This window comes from Enterobacter cloacae complex sp. 418I7 (assembly GCF_050030705.1).
Lineage (GTDB): Bacteria > Pseudomonadota > Gammaproteobacteria > Enterobacterales > Enterobacteriaceae > Enterobacter > Enterobacter intestinihominis.
Window position 1 is genome coordinate 2,646,085 of the sequence record NZ_JBLGUU010000001.1, and the last position, 17,270, is coordinate 2,663,354.

16 protein-coding genes are annotated in these 17,270 nt (G+C 56.4%); 9 read left to right on the top strand and 7 right to left on the bottom strand.

What is annotated here, in order from left to right; genetic code table 11:
- The first annotated feature begins 42 nt into the window (after positions 1–42).
- The 3 genes from minC to minE are packed head-to-tail and all read left to right on the top strand — an operon-like array spanning position 43 to position 1,855.
- On the top strand, positions 43–750 hold the full coding sequence (minC, locus tag ACQG0S_RS12680; protein WP_023300345.1) for a septum site-determining protein MinC: 708 nt from the start codon (positions 43–45) through the stop codon (positions 748–750).
- Between the two features lie 22 nt (positions 751–772).
- Complete coding sequence (gene minD / locus ACQG0S_RS12685; RefSeq protein ID WP_003859938.1) at positions 773–1,585, top strand: septum site-determining protein MinD; 813 nt, start codon at positions 773–775, stop codon at positions 1,583–1,585.
- Between the two features lie 3 nt (positions 1,586–1,588).
- Positions 1,589–1,855 (top strand): cell division topological specificity factor MinE, encoded by a 267-nt coding sequence (minE, locus tag ACQG0S_RS12690; protein WP_003859937.1) that lies wholly within the window; start codon positions 1,589–1,591, stop codon positions 1,853–1,855.
- An 86-nt stretch (positions 1,856–1,941) separates the two neighbouring features.
- On the opposite strand, the gene rnd is transcribed toward minE, so the two are convergent.
- The 5 genes from rnd to ACQG0S_RS12715 all read right to left on the bottom strand — a co-directional run bounded on the left by rnd (position 1,942) and on the right by ACQG0S_RS12715 (position 8,321).
- Positions 1,942–3,057: a ribonuclease D gene (rnd, locus tag ACQG0S_RS12695; protein ID WP_157858534.1), complete on the bottom strand. Its 1,116-nt coding sequence runs from the start codon at positions 3,055–3,057 to the stop codon at positions 1,942–1,944.
- A gap of 83 nt (positions 3,058–3,140) precedes the next feature.
- Entirely contained in the window at positions 3,141–4,826 is a 1,686-nt protein-coding gene (gene fadD, locus ACQG0S_RS12700; protein ID WP_074132809.1) for a long-chain-fatty-acid--CoA ligase FadD, read from the bottom strand.
- A 203-nt stretch (positions 4,827–5,029) separates the two neighbouring features.
- A complete protein-coding gene (locus tag ACQG0S_RS12705) occupies positions 5,030–5,611 on the bottom strand; it encodes a Slp family lipoprotein (protein WP_023300347.1) in 582 nt (193 codons plus the stop codon).
- Positions 5,612–5,648: 37 nt separating this feature from the next.
- Complete coding sequence (tsaB, locus tag ACQG0S_RS12710) at positions 5,649–6,344, bottom strand: tRNA (adenosine(37)-N6)-threonylcarbamoyltransferase complex dimerization subunit type 1 TsaB (protein ID WP_022648438.1); 696 nt, start codon at positions 6,342–6,344, stop codon at positions 5,649–5,651.
- 66 nt (positions 6,345–6,410) lie between these two features.
- Entirely contained in the window at positions 6,411–8,321 is a 1,911-nt protein-coding gene (locus tag ACQG0S_RS12715) for an ATP-dependent DNA helicase (protein ID WP_023303884.1), read from the bottom strand.
- 133 nt (positions 8,322–8,454) lie between these two features.
- Between ACQG0S_RS12715 and ACQG0S_RS12720 the strand changes: the two genes are divergently transcribed.
- Positions 8,455–8,799 (top strand): RidA family protein, encoded by a 345-nt coding sequence (locus ACQG0S_RS12720; RefSeq protein WP_022648440.1) that lies wholly within the window; start codon positions 8,455–8,457, stop codon positions 8,797–8,799.
- A 6-nt stretch (positions 8,800–8,805) separates the two neighbouring features.
- Here the strand turns inward: ACQG0S_RS12720 and ACQG0S_RS12725 are convergent, their stop codons facing one another.
- Positions 8,806–8,985, bottom strand: coding sequence for a YoaH family protein (locus tag ACQG0S_RS12725; RefSeq protein ID WP_022648441.1), 180 nt, complete (start codon positions 8,983–8,985; stop codon positions 8,806–8,808).
- A 61-nt stretch (positions 8,986–9,046) separates the two neighbouring features.
- Between ACQG0S_RS12725 and pabB the strand changes: the two genes are divergently transcribed.
- The 4 genes from pabB (at position 9,047) to ACQG0S_RS12745 (ending at position 14,234) form a co-directional block, all read left to right on the top strand.
- Positions 9,047–10,381 carry an aminodeoxychorismate synthase component 1 gene (pabB, locus tag ACQG0S_RS12730; RefSeq protein WP_048966752.1) on the top strand — a complete coding sequence of 445 codons (1,335 nt, stop codon included), beginning with the start codon at positions 9,047–9,049 and terminating at the stop codon, positions 10,379–10,381.
- On the top strand, positions 10,378–10,956 hold the full coding sequence (locus ACQG0S_RS12735; RefSeq protein WP_022648443.1) for a CoA pyrophosphatase: 579 nt from the start codon (positions 10,378–10,380) through the stop codon (positions 10,954–10,956). The genes pabB and ACQG0S_RS12735 overlap by 4 nt, the downstream gene beginning before the upstream one ends.
- 184 nt (positions 10,957–11,140) lie before the next feature.
- Positions 11,141–12,505, top strand: coding sequence for an L-serine ammonia-lyase (gene sdaA / locus ACQG0S_RS12740; RefSeq protein WP_048966751.1), 1,365 nt, complete (start codon positions 11,141–11,143; stop codon positions 12,503–12,505).
- 130 nt (positions 12,506–12,635) lie between these two features.
- Positions 12,636–14,234, top strand: coding sequence for an EAL domain-containing protein (locus ACQG0S_RS12745; protein WP_048966750.1), 1,599 nt, complete (start codon positions 12,636–12,638; stop codon positions 14,232–14,234).
- 6 nt (positions 14,235–14,240) lie between these two features.
- Here the strand turns inward: ACQG0S_RS12745 and yoaE are convergent, their stop codons facing one another.
- Positions 14,241–15,800 carry a CNNM family cation transport protein YoaE gene (gene yoaE, locus ACQG0S_RS12750; RefSeq protein WP_023300354.1) on the bottom strand — a complete coding sequence of 520 codons (1,560 nt, stop codon included), beginning with the start codon at positions 15,798–15,800 and terminating at the stop codon, positions 14,241–14,243.
- Between the two features lie 463 nt (positions 15,801–16,263).
- On the opposite strand from yoaE, the gene manX reads away from it, so the two are divergent.
- Positions 16,264–17,226: a PTS mannose transporter subunit IIAB gene (gene manX / locus ACQG0S_RS12755; protein ID WP_022651434.1), complete on the top strand. Its 963-nt coding sequence runs from the start codon at positions 16,264–16,266 to the stop codon at positions 17,224–17,226.
- Positions 17,227–17,270: the final 44 nt, after the last annotated feature.

The window sequence follows — 17,270 nt, forward strand, 5'->3', positions numbered from 1 at the left end:
CGGCGATGTGTTGCGGTTAATAGCAAATTGAGTAAGGCCAGGATGTCAAATACGCCCATCGAGCTTAAAGGCAGTAGCTTCACCTTATCAGTGGTTCATTTGCATGATGCAAAACCCGAGGTTATTCGTCAGGCGTTAGAAGACAAAATCGCGCAGGCTCCCGCTTTTCTTAAGCATGCTCCTGTTGTCGTTAATGTAAGCGACCTTGAGGGGCCGGTTAATTGGAAGCGACTCCAGCAGGCCGTCGTCTCCACGGGGTTGCGCATCGTGGGTATAAGCGGCTGCAAAGACGCAGAGTTAAAAGCCGAAATTGAACGCGCGGGTTTGCCCTTGTTAAACGAGGGTAGAGAAAAATCCCCGCGCGCAACGCCTGCAACCGTTCCCGCTCCCCCGCCTTCGGCGCAAAATGTAGCCCCAGTCACAAAAACGCGATTGATTGATCTGCCGGTTCGTTCCGGTCAGCGCATTTATGCGCCAAACTGTGATCTGATTGTTACAAGCCACGTCAGTGCGGGCGCAGAACTGATTGCAGACGGCAATATTCACGTTTACGGTATGATGCGTGGGCGTGCGCTTGCGGGCGCCAGCGGCGATCGAGAAGCACAAATTTTTTGTACTCACCTGACGGCAGAATTGGTGTCTATCGCAGGTGAATATTGGCTGAGCGATAAAATCCCAGCCGAATTTTATGGCAAAGCGGCTCGTCTGCAGCTGGCAGATAACGCTTTGACCGTTCAACCGTTAAATTGATCCCTTTTAACAAGGAATTTCTATGGCACGCATTATTGTTGTGACTTCGGGTAAAGGAGGCGTTGGCAAGACCACCTCCAGCGCGGCCATCGCTACTGGTTTGGCCCAGAAGGGAAAGAAAACCGTCGTAATCGACTTCGATATCGGTCTGCGTAACCTGGACCTGATCATGGGTTGCGAGCGTCGCGTGGTGTATGACTTCGTGAACGTCATTCAGGGCGATGCCACGCTTAACCAGGCGCTAATTAAAGATAAGCGTACCGAGAACCTCTACATTCTCCCGGCGTCCCAGACCCGTGATAAAGACGCGCTGACCCGTGAAGGCGTGGAAAAGGTGCTCGACGATCTGAAAAAGATGGAGTTCGACTTCGTGGTCTGCGACTCCCCGGCCGGTATCGAAACCGGCGCGCTGATGGCGCTCTACTTCGCGGATGAAGCCATCATCACTACTAACCCGGAAGTCTCGTCAGTACGTGACTCCGACCGTATTCTCGGCATTCTGGCCTCGAAATCTCGTCGCGCGGAAAATGGCCAGGAGCCGATCAAAGAGCACCTTCTGCTGACCCGCTACAACCCGGGTCGGGTGAACAAAGGTGACATGCTGAGCATGGAAGACGTGCTGGAGATCCTGCGCATCAAACTGGTTGGCGTGATCCCGGAAGATCAGTCCGTATTGCGCGCCTCTAACCAGGGTGAGCCCGTGATCCTGGATACACAGGCAGACGCGGGTAAAGCGTATGCGGATACCGTTGACCGTCTGCTGGGAGAAGAACGTCCTTTCCGCTTCATTGAAGAAGAGAAGAAAGGTTTCCTCAAACGCCTGTTCGGAGGATAAGTTATGGCATTACTGGACTTTTTTCTCTCGCGGAAAAAAAGCACCGCCAACATCGCAAAAGAACGTCTGCAAATCATTGTGGCGGAACGTCGTCGTAGCGACGCCGAACCGCACTACCTGCCGCAGCTGCGCAAAGACATTCTGGAAGTGATCTGCAAATACGTGCAGATTGACCCGGAAATGGTCACCGTTCAGCTGGAGCAAAAAGACGGGGATATTTCGATTCTGGAGCTGAACGTGACGCTTCCGGAAGCGGAAGAGTCGCGTTAATCCGTTTGTGGTTTTGTAGGCCGGGCAAGCATCGTACCGCCCGGCAATTTCCCCGGTGGCGCGGCGCTTACCGGGGCTACAATTCTTTAGCGCGGATACCCTTCCAGCAGGGTATTCAGGCGTTCAGCCATCAGTTCCCCCCGCCATCCGGCGACCAGTTCAGGTAAACCATTTTGCGGTTTCAACTTCCAGTGCCAGTTCAGCAGCTGGTTAATCTGACGACGTGAAGCCAGCAGTTCGGCGCTCAGTTTGCTTTCCCCCGCCACCGTCTGCACCAGCGCTTTGATATCTTTGAACGCCTTGCGGTAGCCCGGCATATCCATCAGGTTAAGCAGTGGTTCTGGCAGTGCGTCCTCCGGCAGCTGCTGAGCTTTCTCTACCAGCGCGAGCAGCGTTTTACCGTGGAAACGGATCTCACTCCCGGAAAGGCCAATGCTGTCCAGTTCGCCAAGGCTACCCGGCATATAGCGCGCCACCGCCCACAGGTGTTCTTCACGCACCACGAAGTTAACCGCCAGATCGCGCTCACGCGCTTTACGCAGCCGCCAGTCAGCCAGCAGTTGCAGACAGGCCAGTTGACGGGTGCGCAGCTGCCAGGCGTTAGTGATGTCACGCCAGGCCTCTTTCGGAGCAACCACTTCCTGACGACGCTGCTGCGTCATGCGGCACTCGTCCAGGGCGGCAGACAGCCAACCGGACGCCTCAGCCTCTTTCATAAGCTGGCCAGCAATCGGCAGCAGGTAGAATACATCTGCCGCGGCGTATTCAAGCTGACGCGCCGTCAGCGGGCGCGCGAGCCAGTCGGTACGCGATTCGCTCTTATCCAGCGTCAGACCGGTGTACTCTTCCACCATCGCCGCGAAGCCCCAGGAGAGCGGACGACCGCTGAACGCCGCGAGGATCTGGGTATCAATCAGCGGCTGCGGCATGATGCCAAAGGTGTTGAGAAAGACTTCCAGATCTTCACTGCCGGCGTGCAGATATTTGGTCACGGCGGTATCAAGCAACAGCTCGCGCATTGGCGCCCAGTCGGTAATGCCGAGGGGGTCAATCAACGACACGTGTTTGCCGTCATACATTTGGATCAGGCCCAGCTGCGGGTAGTACGTGCGGGTACGGACAAATTCCGTATCCAGGGCGATAGCGGGGAAATCACGCGTCACCTCGCACAGCGAAGCCAGCTCGTCGTTGGTAGTGATCATCTGGTAATTCAAATCGGACTCTCTTTTGTTTGCGCCCATAAAAAACGCCGGCTTAACCGGCGTCTGGGCGATTAACGTGAAGCTCAGGCCTTATTGTCCACTTTGGCACGGGCTTCGTCACGTAATTCTCGTCGTAATATCTTCCCGACGTTGGATTTCGGCAGCTCATCGCGGAATTCCACCAGCTTCGGCACTTTATAGCCCGTCAGCTGCCGGCGACAAAACGTTATCAGCGCTTCCTCGGTAAGAGAAGGATCTTTCTTGACCACAAATATCTTCACCGCTTCACCACTGCTGCCGGAAGGAACCCCCACCGCTGCCACTTCCAGCACGCCGCTGTGCTGCATCACCACGTCTTCGATTTCGTTCGGATAGACGTTGAAACCGGAAACGAGGATCATGTCTTTCTTGCGATCGACGATACGCAGAAAACCTTCGTCATCCATCACCGCGATGTCGCCGGTGTACAGCCAGCCGTCTTTGATGATCTCATCCGTGGCATCTGGACGCTGCCAGTAGCCCAGCATCACCTGCGGCCCTCTGACGCACAGCTCGCCCGGTTCGCCGTGAGGCACTTCGTTACCCTCATCGTCCACCAGTTTAGCTTCCGTCGACGGGACCGGCAGACCGATACTGCCGCTGTGGTAGTCGATGTCATGCGGGTTGACGCTGACCAGCGGGGCGCACTCCGTCAGACCATAGCCTTCCAGCAGATACTGTCCGGTGAGTTTTACCCAGCGCTCGGCAACCGCCTGCTGAACCGGCATCCCGCCGCCCGCAGAAAGATGCAGCGTGGAGAAATCGAGCTGCTGGAACTCTTTATTGTTAAGCAGCGCGTTAAACAGGGTGTTCACGCCGGTCATGGCGGTGAACGGGTATTTCGCCAGCTCTTTAACCAGCCCCGGAATGTCGCGCGGGTTGGTGATCAATACGTTTTGACCGCCAAGCTCGATAAACAGCAGGCAGTTCATGGTCAGCGCAAAAATGTGATACAGCGGAAGCGCGGTGATCACCAGCTCCTTGCCCGGGTGCAGTAGCGGCCCGTAGGTGGCGTTCACCTGTTCAAGGTTCGCCAGCATATTACGATGGGTCAGCATCGCCCCTTTAGCCACGCCGGTGGTACCGCCGGTGTATTGCAGGAACGCCAGATCTTCTGACACGATCTCCGGCTTAACGTACTGCATCCGATAGCCCGCATGCAGCGCGCGGCGGAAAGAGATGGCATCCGGCAGGTGGTATTTCGGCACCAGCCGCTTAACGTATTTCACGACAAAGTTGACCAGCGTACCTTTCGCGGTAGAGAGCTGGTCGCCCATGCGCGTCAGGATGACGTGCTTAACCTGGGTTCTTTCAGCGACTTTTTCCAGCGTGTGGGCAAAGTTGGAGACAATCACAATCGCCGCCGCACCGCTGTCATTCAACTGATGTTCCAGCTCGCGCGGGGTATAGAGCGGGTTAACGTTAACCACGATCATCCCCGCCCTGAGGATCCCGAACAGCGCCACCGGGTATTGCAGCAGGTTTGGCATCATCAGCGCGACGCGATCCCCTTTCTGCAAGCCCAATCCTTCCTGTAAATAGGCCGCAAACGCCCGGCTGCGCTCTTCCAGCTTACGGAAAGTCATCACTTCGCCCATATTCACAAATGCGGGCTGGTCAGCGTAGCGCCGTACCGAGTGTTCAAATAATTCAATCAGGGATTGATAACGGTCAGGATTGATCTCCGCAGGGACATCCGCGGGATAACGGTTAAGCCAAACCTTTTTCAATGCATCACCTCTGAAATGAGTGTTCGTCGTCATCACAGCCCCGATAATAAACAGTTTGTTAACATTATATTAACTCAGCGTACCAGTTTATTAATTGCTCAGATTGCAGGTTGCGAAGCGCGTCACTCTTTTTTTTCGTTTTGTCCGTAAAAAAACAGAGACAGCGGCTGAGCCGCTGTCTCTTTCCTAACAATAACAGTAAGTTACTCAGTTACGATTGTTTGAACCTGTGCAGGGCCTGGATTGTACCAACCCCAGCCACCGTAGCCGTAACGATACGGATGTGGACCCCACATCCACGGATCGATTGGCTGTGGCGGCATCACCACCTGCTGGGCGATACGCCAGCGTTTGTAGCCGTTCACCTGCATGGTCATAAATTTGTATGGCGTATTGCCGATTTTCCCCGCCACCGAACCGGTAATCGGCCCGACGACGGTCACCAGCTGCCCGCGGAAATCTACCGGATCGAGGAAGCCGCTGACGTCAGCGTAGATCCGCCCGCGCGAGGCTTCACCCAGAACAGGCCGTGCGCCGCTGTCCAGTGGAACGGTGGCAATCTCCAGCCGGGTTTTCCCCTGCTGGTTTAGCACTTCAACCACCTTGCCGCCAAAGCGCGCTTCCTGCCCGACATACAGCTCCGGAGCATTCATCACGCGTACCAGATCCTGCTGTGGCGTCGGGCTGGTGCCCTTGATCGCATCAGGAACGGTGACGCACCCGCTCAGTGCTATGGCAACCGCGCCTGCCATAAAAAAGCGTACAACTTTAGTCTGAACCGCCATGATGCGACTCCTTTTTCTCAGTTCCTGTTACTGAGATTCACTCGCGGCCAGGAAGTTTCTTCCACGCGACGGTGTTTCGTAAATAAACCGGCTCGGCGTGTTCAACGGCCACGGTTTTTCCTGCGGCAAGCTGCTGACAGGCAACAGGCAACATATCTTCGGCGGCAGGCAGGAGCATGTTACCGTCCACCAGCGTAAGGCCGGTGTCCTTCGCCATCTCAGGCCATGCCGGCCAGCCGGTTCCGACCGTCGCCCACTCACCGGTGAGCTGTTTCAGGCGCTCGGTGACGGCATCAGGTTTAAGCACGGCTTCCGACTCTTCGCCGTGCCAGACGCCGTTTTCGTCACGGGTGTACTCCGCCCAGTAGACTTCACCCATGCGGGCATCAATCGCGGCCAGCACGCGGCTGGCACCGGTCATGCGCCAGGCACCCTGAGCCATGGTCGCAAGCGTTGAGACGCCGATCATCGGCAGGTCAGCGCCCAGCGCCAGCCCCTGCGCAATGCCAATCCCGATACGTACGCCCGTAAAGCTGCCCGGACCACGGCCGTAGGCCAGCGCGTCGAGGTCAGTCAGGGCGGTGTTGCCCTCGGTTAAAATGGTTTTTACCAGGGGCAGAATACGTTGGGTGTGTTCCCGTGGGCACTCTTCGAAATGAGCAAAAGTCGTACCGTCGTTCCACAGGGCAACGGAACAGGCCTCTGTCGCGGTATCAATAGCCAGAATTCGCATCAGTCGTCGCGCTCTCGCAATGGTCAGTCACAAAATGGCGCGCATCTTAACACACTCCGGGAAGAATTACTCCGCCGTCGGGTTCGCCAGGAAGCGGACCGCGCGTTTAATATCCCGTGTGCGCGGCGCAGGCGGCAGGCTGGCGAGGAAGGTGGCGCCGTAGGGACGCATCACCAGGCGATTGTCGCAGATCACCAGCACTCCGCGGTCGGTGACGTCGCGTATCAGTCGCCCTACCCCCTGTTTAAGCGTGATAACCGCGTCCGGCAACTGGACGTCGTCGAACGGATCGCCCCCGCGCAGACGGCAGTCCTCCATGCGTGCTTTCAGGAGCGGATCGTCCGGCGATGTGAATGGCAGCTTATCGATAATCACCAGCGAGAGCGTATCGCCGCGCACGTCCACCCCTTCCCAGAAGCTGCTGGTCGCCACCAGCAGGGCATTACCGGCGCTGACAAACTGCTGGAGCAGCTGGCCTTTGCTGGTTTCCCCCTGCAACAGCACCGGCAACGTCATGGTCGCGCGGAACTGCTCGGCCAGATCGCGCATCATGGCGTGAGAGGTGCAGAGCATAAAGCAGCGTCCGTTGTTGGCCTCAATCATCGGCTTTAGCATGGCCGCCAGATGGCGCGCCGCCCCTGGCTGGTTAGGCAGCGGCAGATTGCGTGGCACGCACAGCAGCGCCTGTTTCTCATAGTCGAACGGGCTTGGGAGGAGTAAGGATTCAGCCTGCTCAATGCCGAGACGCTCGGTAAAGTGGTGCAGATCGTCGTTGACCGACAGCGTGGCCGAGGTAAAGACCCAGGTGCCGGGCTTTTGCGCCATCACCTCTTTGAATTTATCGGCAACGGTCAGCGGCGTGAGCGCCAGGGTGAAGTGGCGGGAGGTACATTCATACCAGTAGCTGTAGCCCGGCTGGTTGATCTCTTTCAGCCGCTTCAGCCGCCCACGGTAGAGCGTGGCCCGCTCGAAGGCGGCGTCCAGCAGCGCTGAACGTCCGAGAGACAGCTTCGCCACGTCGTAACAGAGTTCAAGGGCATCATCGAGCAGCAGCAGCGCGCGCTGGATATTTTTGTCTGCGAGCAGTTCGCGCAGGTTGCCGCGATAGCCCGGCTCGCCAAGCTGTAAGCGGAAATCCTGTGCGCACTGCGCCAGGCGGTCCGCGCACTTCTGCAACTGCTGGGTATCTTTGAGCTCGGTGCGATAGGCAATGGTAATATCTTTCGCCAGATCCTGAAGCTGACGGCTGGAGAGCGACTGGCCAAAATACTGGCTGGCGATGTCCGGTAGCTGATGGGCTTCATCGAAGATCATCACCTCCGCCTCCGGGATCAGCTCGCCGAAACCACTGTCCTTGACCACCATATCCGCAAGAAACAGGTGATGGTTCACCACCACCACGTCGGCGTCCATCGCCGTTTTACGCGCTTTCACCACAAAGCAGTCTTTATACAGCGGGCAGTCGCTGCCGAGGCAGTTGTCGTTGGTGCTGGTCACCAGCGGCCAGGCCGGGGAGTCTTCCGGCACGCTCGCACAGGTGCTGATGTCCCCCTCCTCCGTCTGGTTGGCCCAGGCGCGCAGGACGATCACATCGCTGAGTGTTTGTACCGGCAGGTCACCGCCCGCCAGTGCCTGCTGTTCGAGACGCTCCAGACACAGATAGTTAGAACGCCCTTTCAGCAAGGCCAGACGCCCTTTGTATTTTAGCGCTTTCGCCACCGTGGGTAAATCGCGGCTGTAGAGCTGATCCTGGAGCGCTTTTGATCCCGTAGAGATGATCACCTTTTTTTTCGCCCGCAGCGCAGGAGCGAGGTAAGCGTAGGTTTTCCCCGTACCGGTGCCGGCCTCCACAACCAGCGGCTGCGCCTTGTCGATGGCGTGCGCGACGGCATGCGCCATCTGACGTTGGGGTTCGCGCGGTTTAAAACCGGGAATTGCCTGTGCTAACTGACCTTCAGGGGAAAAATCGTCTGCCACGGTGTTCTCTCACTGTATTTTTGCACAGGGATTATGTCAGCCCCTTCTCTCCGGTGCCACCCCAAATAGTGACGACGGCGGAACAATATGGCAGTCTTGCCGCCTGACGATGAAAGATAACGAGGATACGTTTATGACAATTACGCGCATTGATGCCGAAGCCCGCTGGTCTGATGTGGTGATCCACAACCAGACGCTGTACTACACCGGTGTCCCTGCCAATCTGGACGCCGACGCCTTCGAGCAAACCGCTAACACCCTGGCGCAGATCGACGCCGTACTGGAAAAACAGGGCAGCGATAAATCCCGCATTCTGGACGCGACGATTTTCCTGGCGAATAAAGACGACTTCGCGGAGATGAATAAAGCCTGGGATGCGTGGGTAGTGGCGGGTCACGCGCCTGTACGCTGCACCGTACAGGCCACGCTGATGAAACCGGAGTATAAGGTGGAGATTAAGATTATCGCGGCAGTTTAAGCCCGGTTATTCATCTTCATCTTCAAATCGCGCCACAATCCGCTCGCCGGTATGACTGGCGCGAATTTCCTGAGCGACGACGGTGATCGCTTCTCCGCTGCTCATACCCTGGCCCATCAATTCCTGAATCCGCTCTACCGCTTTCTGCTGTTGGTCATGACTGAGAGAAGGTAAACCTGCAAACATCGTTAACTCCTGCTAAATTATTCGCGCTAATTATTTCACGCTACCCGGTAGTATGCCATACATGAACATGCGCTTCCCCACTGTTATGACCTTACCCTGGCGTGCAGACGCCGCCGAGTTCTGGTTTGCCCGTCTGAGCCACCTTCCTTTTGCCATGCTGCTGCACTCCGGGCATGCGGTTCACCCCTACAGCCGCTTTGATATTCTGGTGGCCGACCCGGTTAAAACGCTGACTACCGATGCGCTGTCACCCACGGACGATCCGCTGATGCGGCTTCAGAACGAGATCCATGCTCTGGGCTTATCTGCCACACCGGATCCGGATCTGCCTTTCCAGGGGGGCGCGCTGGGCCTGTTTGGTTACGATTTGGGTCGCCGTTTCGAAAAGCTGCCCGAGCATGCGCAGGCGGATATTTCCCTGCCGGATATAGCGGTCGGGCTGTATGACTGGGCGCTAATCGTGGATCACCGTAAGCAGACGGTTTCCCTGCTTAGCCACCGAGACGTGCAGGCGCGTCTGGCCTGGCTTGAGGCGCAACGGCCCGCCACAGCGGAACACTTTATGCTGACCTCTGGCTGGCACTCGAACATGAGCGCGGCGGAATATGCGGAAAAATTCTCTCGCGTGCAGGCGTATCTTCACAGCGGCGACTGTTATCAGGTCAACCTTGCCCAGCGTTTCCAGGCGGCGTACCGGGGAGACGAATGGCAGGCATTTACTCGCCTCAATGCCAGCAATAAGGCCCCGTTTAGCGCATTTTTACGCCTTGAACACGGCGCCATCCTCAGCCTTTCGCCTGAGCGTTTTATTCATCTGGCTGACGGTATTATTCAGACCCGCCCGATCAAGGGCACCCTGCCGCGCCTTGCCGATGCTAACGCCGACCGCCAGCAGGCGGAGACGCTGGCGGCCTCGCCGAAAGATCGCGCTGAAAACCTGATGATTGTCGATCTGATGCGCAATGATATTGGCCGCGTCGCCGAGCCGGGCAGCGTGCGCGTGCCGGAGCTGTTCGTTGTGGAGCCTTTCCCGGCGGTACATCATCTGGTCAGTACTATCACTGCACGCCTGCCGGCCTCGCGGACCGCCTGCGATCTGCTCCGCGCCGCGTTTCCGGGCGGCTCCATCACCGGCGCGCCGAAGGTCCGCGCGATGGAGATCATCGACGAACTGGAACCGCATCGCCGCAACGCCTGGTGCGGCAGCATCGGCTATGTGAGCCTGTGCGGAACCATGGATACCAGCATCACTATTCGCACCCTGACGGCCTGCGACGGTAACCTTTACTGTTCCGCAGGCGGCGGCATTGTAGCCGACAGCCAGGCCGGAGCGGAATATCAGGAAACCTTTGATAAAGTGAATCGTATCCTGAAACAACTGGAGAACTCACGGTGAAGAAAGACAACCTGACGCTGGATGATTTTCTGTCGCGTTTTCAGCTTCTGCGGCCCCAGGTTAACCGCGCCGCGCTGAATCAACGTCAGGCGGCAGTACTGATCCCGGTCGTGCGTCGTGAACAGCCGGGTCTGTTGCTTACCCAGCGCTCACCGCATATGCGAAAACACGCCGGTCAGGTTGCGTTTCCGGGCGGCGCGGTGGACAGCACCGATGCTTCCCTGATTGCCGCCGCGCTGCGCGAAGCGCATGAGGAGGTGGCGATCCCCCCGGAGGCAGTCGAGGTAATTGGCGTGCTGCCGCCAGTGGACAGCGTAACCGGTTTTCAGGTCACGCCGGTCGTCGGCATTATTCCGCCCGATCTTCAGTATCACGCCAGCGTCGATGAAGTTTCAGCGGTGTTCGAAATGCCGCTTGAAGAGGCCCTTCGTCTGGGCCGCTATCATCCTCTGGATATTCACCGCCGCGGGCACGATCATCGGGTCTGGCTGTCGTGGTATCAGCATTATTTTGTCTGGGGCATGACGGCAGGCATCATTCGTGAGCTTGCGCTACAAATCGGCCTGAAGCCTTGACTATACTTTACATTCCACCCTTTTCTGGCAGGTTTGCGATCGGCGTCGCGCTATTAGCTAAACCATCGTTAACCATTAGTTTAATTCATGTGAATAGTTAAGCCGAGGTTAGTGTTCCCTCTTACACTATGCGCAGTTATAACATCGTTACTGGAACCCCAGTAACCCTGTCAGGAGTGTGAAAGTGATTAGTATATTCGACATGTTCAAAGTGGGGATTGGTCCATCTTCTTCCCACACTGTAGGGCCGATGAAGGCCGGTAAACAGTTCGTCGATGATCTGGTCGAAAAAGGATTACTGGAAAGCGTTACCCGTGTCGCCGTAGACGTTTACGGTTCACTGTCATTAACGGGTAAAGGCCACCACACCGATATCGCCATTATTATGGGTCTGGCGGGCAATATGCCGGACACAGTTGATATTGATGCCATTCCGGCATTTATCCGCGACGTGGAAACGCGCGGTCGTCTGCTGCTGGCTAACGGTCAGCACGAAGTGGAATTCCCGCAGGATGACGGGATGCGTTTTCGTAGCGACAACCTGCCGCTGCATGAAAACGGTATGACCATCCACGCCTGGAGCGGCGAAAAAGAGATCTACAGTAAAACCTACTACTCCATCGGCGGCGGCTTTATCGTTGACGAAGAACACTTTGGCAAAGAGAGCGCGGGCGATGTGAATGTGCCCTATCCGTTTAAATCTGCCACCGAGATGTTGGCCTATTGCAAAGAGACCGGTCTCTCCCTCTCCGGCATGGTGATGCAGAACGAACTGGCGCTGCACAGCAAGAAAGAGATCGAAGACTATTTTGCTAACGTGTGGCAAACCATGCGCGCCTGTATTGACCGCGGGATGAACACCGAGGGGGTTCTGCCTGGGCCACTGCGTGTGCCGCGTCGTGCCTCTGCGCTTCGCCGTATGCTGGTCACCACCGACAAATTCTCCAATGACCCTATGAATGTGGTTGACTGGGTGAACATGTTTGCGCTGGCGGTTAACGAAGAGAACGCAGCGGGTGGTCGCGTGGTGACGGCGCCAACCAACGGCGCGTGCGGTATCGTTCCGGCGGTGCTGGCCTACTACGATCACTTTATTGAGCCCGTGACACCGGAGATCTATATCCGTTATTTCCTCGCGGCAGGCGCTATCGGCGCGCTGTACAAGATGAATGCCTCCATCTCCGGTGCCGAAGTAGGCTGTCAGGGTGAAGTGGGCGTGGCCTGCTCTATGGCGGCGGCCGGTCTGGCGGAACTGCTGGGCGCAAGCCCTGAGCAGGTGTGCGTGGCGGCGGAAATCGGCATGGAGCACAACCTCGGTCTGACCTGTGACCCGGTTGCCGGCCAGGTGCAAGTACCGTGCATTGAGCGTAACGCCATCGCCTCCGTCAAAGCGATCAACGCCTCGCGTATGGCGATGCGCCGTACCAGCGAGCCACGCGTGTCACTGGATAAGGTTATTGAAACAATGTACGAAACCGGCAAGGACATGAACGCGAAGTACCGTGAGACTTCGCGCGGCGGTCTGGCCATTAAGGTGCAGTGCGACTAAACCTTCCTTTTCGCCCATCTGCAACAGATGGGCGAATTTTCCCACCGCCTCTCGTCGCTTCACGTTTTCCCCACTACACTGTCACTGTTGCGTCTGGCTTTTCCGGCCGGTGCTTATCAGGCGACCGTTCATGCAAACTGCACAAACGATCATTAAAGACTATCGCCGAAAACGCGTTATCGTCTGTGTTACGGTTGCGCTCGTTACGCTCGTCCTGACGCTGGGCATTCGCTTTATTTCACAGCGCAACATTAATCAGGATCGGATCCACGACTTTACTCACCACACCGTGCGTGCGCTTGATAAGGTGCTTCTTGCGTTAGAAACCCAGCGTGAAACTCTACGTTTTCTGGTTGATATACCCTGCGCTGAAGCGAATCCGATTCTGCGAAAACAGGCGGCGATCCTCCAGACCGTGCGCTCGATCGCCCTCGTCAAAGACGGAATACTGTATTGCTCGAGCGTATTTGGCAGCCGAAATATGCCCGTCAGTGACATTGAGCCGATGCTTCCGTCCAGTGAACCCAGGCTGATCTTGTTGACCGATCGGTGGCTGTTAAAGGGCAGTCCGGTACTGATTCAGTGGTCACCCCTTGCGGGCGACGGCAGTGACGGGTTGATGGAGGTAGTGAATATCGATCTCATCACCAAAATGATTCTGGAGCCACAGCGGCCACAAATCACCGACGTGGTCCTGAGAGTAGGCGATAATTTTCTCCGCGACGGGCAGCAGGTGACGAATACGCCGACCTTCGATGAACACGCCTCCCTGCTGGAACAGTCTTCACAGCACTACCCTTTCAGCGTCACGGTCAGCGGCCCGGGGGCAGGCCAAATGGCATTGAAAAATCTGCCCACCCAGCTACCGCTGGCGTTGATGCTCAGTTTACTGATGGGCTATATCGCCTGGCTTGCCACGGCGCGACGCATAAGTTTCACCTGGGAAATTAATATGGGGATTGCTGCCCGGGAGTTTGAACTCTTCTGCCAGCCGCTGGTAAACGCCCGCACCCGGGAATGCGTTGGCGTCGAGATCCTCCTGCGCTGGAACAACCCGCGTCAGGGCTGGATTTCTCCCGATGTCTTTATCCCCCTGGCTGAAGAACATAGCCTGATTGTTCCGCTTACCCGCTACGTCATCAGCGAAACGGTGCGGCAGATAGGCTTTTTCCCGGCCTCACGGGATTTCCATATTGGCATCAACGTGGCCGCCAGCCATTTTCGCCGCGCTGCGCTGATCCGGGATCTTAACCGCATCTGGTTTAAGGCGAACCCTGTTCAAAAGTTGATTGTAGAGTTAACCGAGCGCGATGCGTTGCTCGATGTGGATTACCGCATCGTGCGGGAGCTGCATCGCAAAGGGGTGAAGCTTGCGATTGATGATTTTGGTACGGGCAATAGTTCTCTTTCGTGGCTTGAAAAACTTCACCCGGACGTGCTGAAAATTGATAAATCCTTCACCACCGCGATCGGCACCGACGCCGTGAACTCAACGGTAACAGATATTATTATTGCGCTGGGCCAGCGGTTGAATATTGAACTGGTTGCAGAAGGGGTTGAAACCGAGGAGCAGTCACGCTATTTGCGCCGCCACAGCGTACATATTTTACAGGGGTACTTGTATGCGCGGCCGATGCCGCTGCGGGAGTTTCCGAAATGGCTGGCGGAAAGTAACCCTCCGCCAGCCCGTCACAACGGACACATCGTGCCTTTATTGCCGTTACGCTAGATAGCGTTACTCTTCTTCGTCGTGTACAGAGTGCTCTTTAACAATACGAACCATATCAACGCGATAGTCGTTGGCTTCAACGATGGTAATTTGCAGCGGCGGCAGCTCAAGCACATCACCGATACGCGGGATCTGCCCGTTAACGGCAATCACCAGCCCCGCTACCGTGGCGATGTCTTCATCGTCATTGACCACGTTTTCGACGCCCAGCGTGTGCGAGAGCGCGTGCAGGTCGGTGGTGCCTTTCACCAGCCAGCCGTCACCGTCGGCAACGATTTCTGGCGTTTCATCCGCATCAGGGAATTCACCGGCAATGGCTTCCAGCACGTCCAGCGGCGTTACCAGACCTTGTACCACACCAAATTCGTTGGTGACGATAACAAAGCTCCCGCGAGCACGACGCAACACGCCCAGCAGGTTAATCGGATCCAGCGTTTCCGGCACCACGATGGCAGGCGACGCGGCCGCTACGGCCTCGACGTTGACGCCCTCTTCCAGCGCCACGAGCATCTCTTTCGCGCGCACCACACCGATGATCTCATCCAGCTCGCCCCGACAGACCGGGAACAGGCTGTGCGGCGAGGAGAGCAGCTGCTGGCGAATTTCGTCGACGCTCAGGTTGGCGTCCACCCAGCTGATTTCACCGCGCGGCGTCATAATGCCGCGCAGGGAGCGGGAGGCCAGCGAAAGCACGCCGTTGATCATGTAGCGTTCTTCTTCCACAAACGCGCCTTCCGGCACCGGAACCGGGTTACGGTTCTCGTTATCCGCCTGCACGTTCACCTGACGACGCCCGCCCATCAGGCGCAGGATCGCATCGGCGGTACGCGCGCGCAGCGGCTGATTCGACTGCTGCTTAATGAAGTTACGGCGCGCAATCTGGTTAAACAGCTCGATCAGAATCGAGAAGCCAATCGCGGCGTACAGGTAGCCTTTCGGTATATGGAAACCAAAACCTTCTGCCACCAGGCTCAGACCAATCATCAACAGGAAACTCAGACACAGCACGACGACCGTCGGATGTTGGTTGACGAAACGCGTCAGCGGTTTCGACGCCAGCAGCATTACCGCCATCGCAATCACAACCGCCGCCATCATCACCGGCAGATGGTTCACCATGCCAACCGCTGTAATCACCGCATCCAGTGAGAAGACCGCATCAAGCACCACAATCTGCAGGACCACCACCCAGAAGCTGGCATACCCCTTACCGTGACCATCATCATGCTGCCGGTTCTCCAGCCGTTCATGCAGCTCTGTTGTAGCTTTGAACAGCAGGAAAAGCCCCCCCACCAGCATGATTAAATCACGGCCGGAGAAGGTGAAATCCATGACGGTGAACAGAGGCTTAGTCAGCGTAACCATCCACGAGATCACGGACAGCAGGCCCAGTCGCATGATCAGCGCCAGCGAGAGGCCGATCAGACGGGCTTTATCACGCTGTTTCGGCGGCAGCTTATCCGCAAGGATGGCAATAAACACCAGGTTATCAATACCGAGAACGATCTCCAGCACGACCAGCGTAAGCAAGCCTACCCAGATTGACGGGTCCATTAAGAATTCCATGACACGCTCCTGCTAAAGGAATGACAAAACGGTGCCCCGCTAATTTCGGGCATTTCAAAGGGAATGGGGGTCGATGCGTGGCGAAGGTCGCCGGTGAATAAGGCGCGGAATGGCCTGGAAGATGACTGACGTCGGTGACGGTCCATATAGTGGGCTGTAGCCCTATACTCCTGAATAATTAAACGGACGCTAAACATATCAGAGACAATGGGTTTTTAGCAAAGATTTACGTTCCTTTGCAAACTTCTGTAACACACGTGGTTTATCTTACAGAAAAATCTGTAAGGCGTAGCTAAATTACGGATCTTCATCACATAAATTATTTTTTCACTATCTAAAATAATTCGCGGAAGTCTTGGTTTTTTAGAACTCTAACCCTTATCTGAATCGATTCGGTTCGCCAATACGATTCTCAGTACGCCTGCCTGGCAGACGTATAAATGATAATAATAGGAGGTAGCAAGTGACCATTGCTATTGTCATAGGCACACATGGTTGGGCTGCGGAGCAGTTACTCAAAACGGCAGAAATGCTGTTGGGCGAGCAGGAAAACGTCGGCTGGATCGATTTCGTTCCCGGTGAAAACGCCGAGACGCTGATTGAAAAGTACACTGCTCAGCTTGAGAAGCTGGATACCAGCAAAGGCGTGCTGTTTCTCGTGGATACATGGGGCGGCAGCCCGTTCAACGCTGCCAGCCGCATTGTCGTCGATAAAGAGCATTATGAAGTCGTCGCCGGGGTAAATATCCCAATGTTGGTGGAAACCTTCATGGCGCGTGACGACAACCCAGGCTTTGACGAGCTGGTGGCGCTGGCGGTGGAAACCGGTCGCGAAGGCGTGAAGGCGCTGAAAGCACAGCCGGTTGAAAAACCTGCCCCTGCCCCTGCTGCACCAAAAGCCGCGGCACCGGCGAAGCCAATGGGTCCGAACGATTACATGGTTATCGGCCTTGCGCGTATTGATGACCGTCTGATCCACGGCCAGGTGGCGACGCGCTGGACCAAAGAGACCAACGTACAACGCATCATCGTGGTCAGTGACGAAGTGGCCGCCGACACTGTCCGTAAAACCCTTCTTACCCAGGTTGCACCGCCGGGCGTCACCGCGCACGTCGTGGATGTCGCCAAAATGATCCGCGTTTACAACAACCCGAAATATGCGGGCGAACGCGTGATGCTTCTGTTCACCAACCCGACAGACGTTGAACGCATTGTTGAAGGCGGCGTGAAAATCACCTCCGTTAACATTGGCGGTATGGCTTTCCGTCAGGGCAAAACGCAGGTCAACAACGCGATTTCAGTGGATGCGAAAGATATCGAGGCCTTCAACAAGCTGAATGCACGCGGTATCGAGCTGGAAGCCCGTAAGGTTTCCACGGATCAGAAACTGAAAATGATGGATTTGATCGGCAAAGTGGGGAAATAAGCCCGGGCCGGTTTTTCATATAGAGCTTATGTAATAGGAGAAGT

Excerpts from the sequence above, each read along its gene's own strand:
- pabB (WP_048966752.1), top strand. The coding sequence starts at position 9,047 with ATGAACATGCGCTTCCCCACTGTTATGACCTTACCCTGGCGTGCAGAC.
- ACQG0S_RS12705 (WP_023300347.1), bottom strand. The coding sequence starts at position 5,611 with ATGGCGGTTCAGACTAAAGTTGTACGCTTTTTTATGGCAGGCGCGGTT.
- tsaB (WP_022648438.1), bottom strand. The coding sequence starts at position 6,344 with ATGCGAATTCTGGCTATTGATACCGCGACAGAGGCCTGTTCCGTTGCC.
- rnd (WP_157858534.1), bottom strand. The coding sequence starts at position 3,057 with ATGATCACTACCAACGACGAGCTGGCTTCGCTGTGCGAGGTGACGCGT.
- minD (WP_003859938.1), top strand. The coding sequence starts at position 773 with ATGGCACGCATTATTGTTGTGACTTCGGGTAAAGGAGGCGTTGGCAAG.
- ACQG0S_RS12725 (WP_022648441.1), bottom strand. The coding sequence starts at position 8,985 with ATGTTTGCAGGTTTACCTTCTCTCAGTCATGACCAACAGCAGAAAGCG.
- yoaE (WP_023300354.1), bottom strand. The coding sequence starts at position 15,800 with ATGGAATTCTTAATGGACCCGTCAATCTGGGTAGGCTTGCTTACGCTG.
- ACQG0S_RS12745 (WP_048966750.1), top strand. The coding sequence starts at position 12,636 with ATGCAAACTGCACAAACGATCATTAAAGACTATCGCCGAAAACGCGTT.
- minC (WP_023300345.1), top strand. The coding sequence starts at position 43 with ATGTCAAATACGCCCATCGAGCTTAAAGGCAGTAGCTTCACCTTATCA.
- ACQG0S_RS12720 (WP_022648440.1), top strand. The coding sequence starts at position 8,455 with ATGACAATTACGCGCATTGATGCCGAAGCCCGCTGGTCTGATGTGGTG.
- minE (WP_003859937.1), top strand. The coding sequence starts at position 1,589 with ATGGCATTACTGGACTTTTTTCTCTCGCGGAAAAAAAGCACCGCCAAC.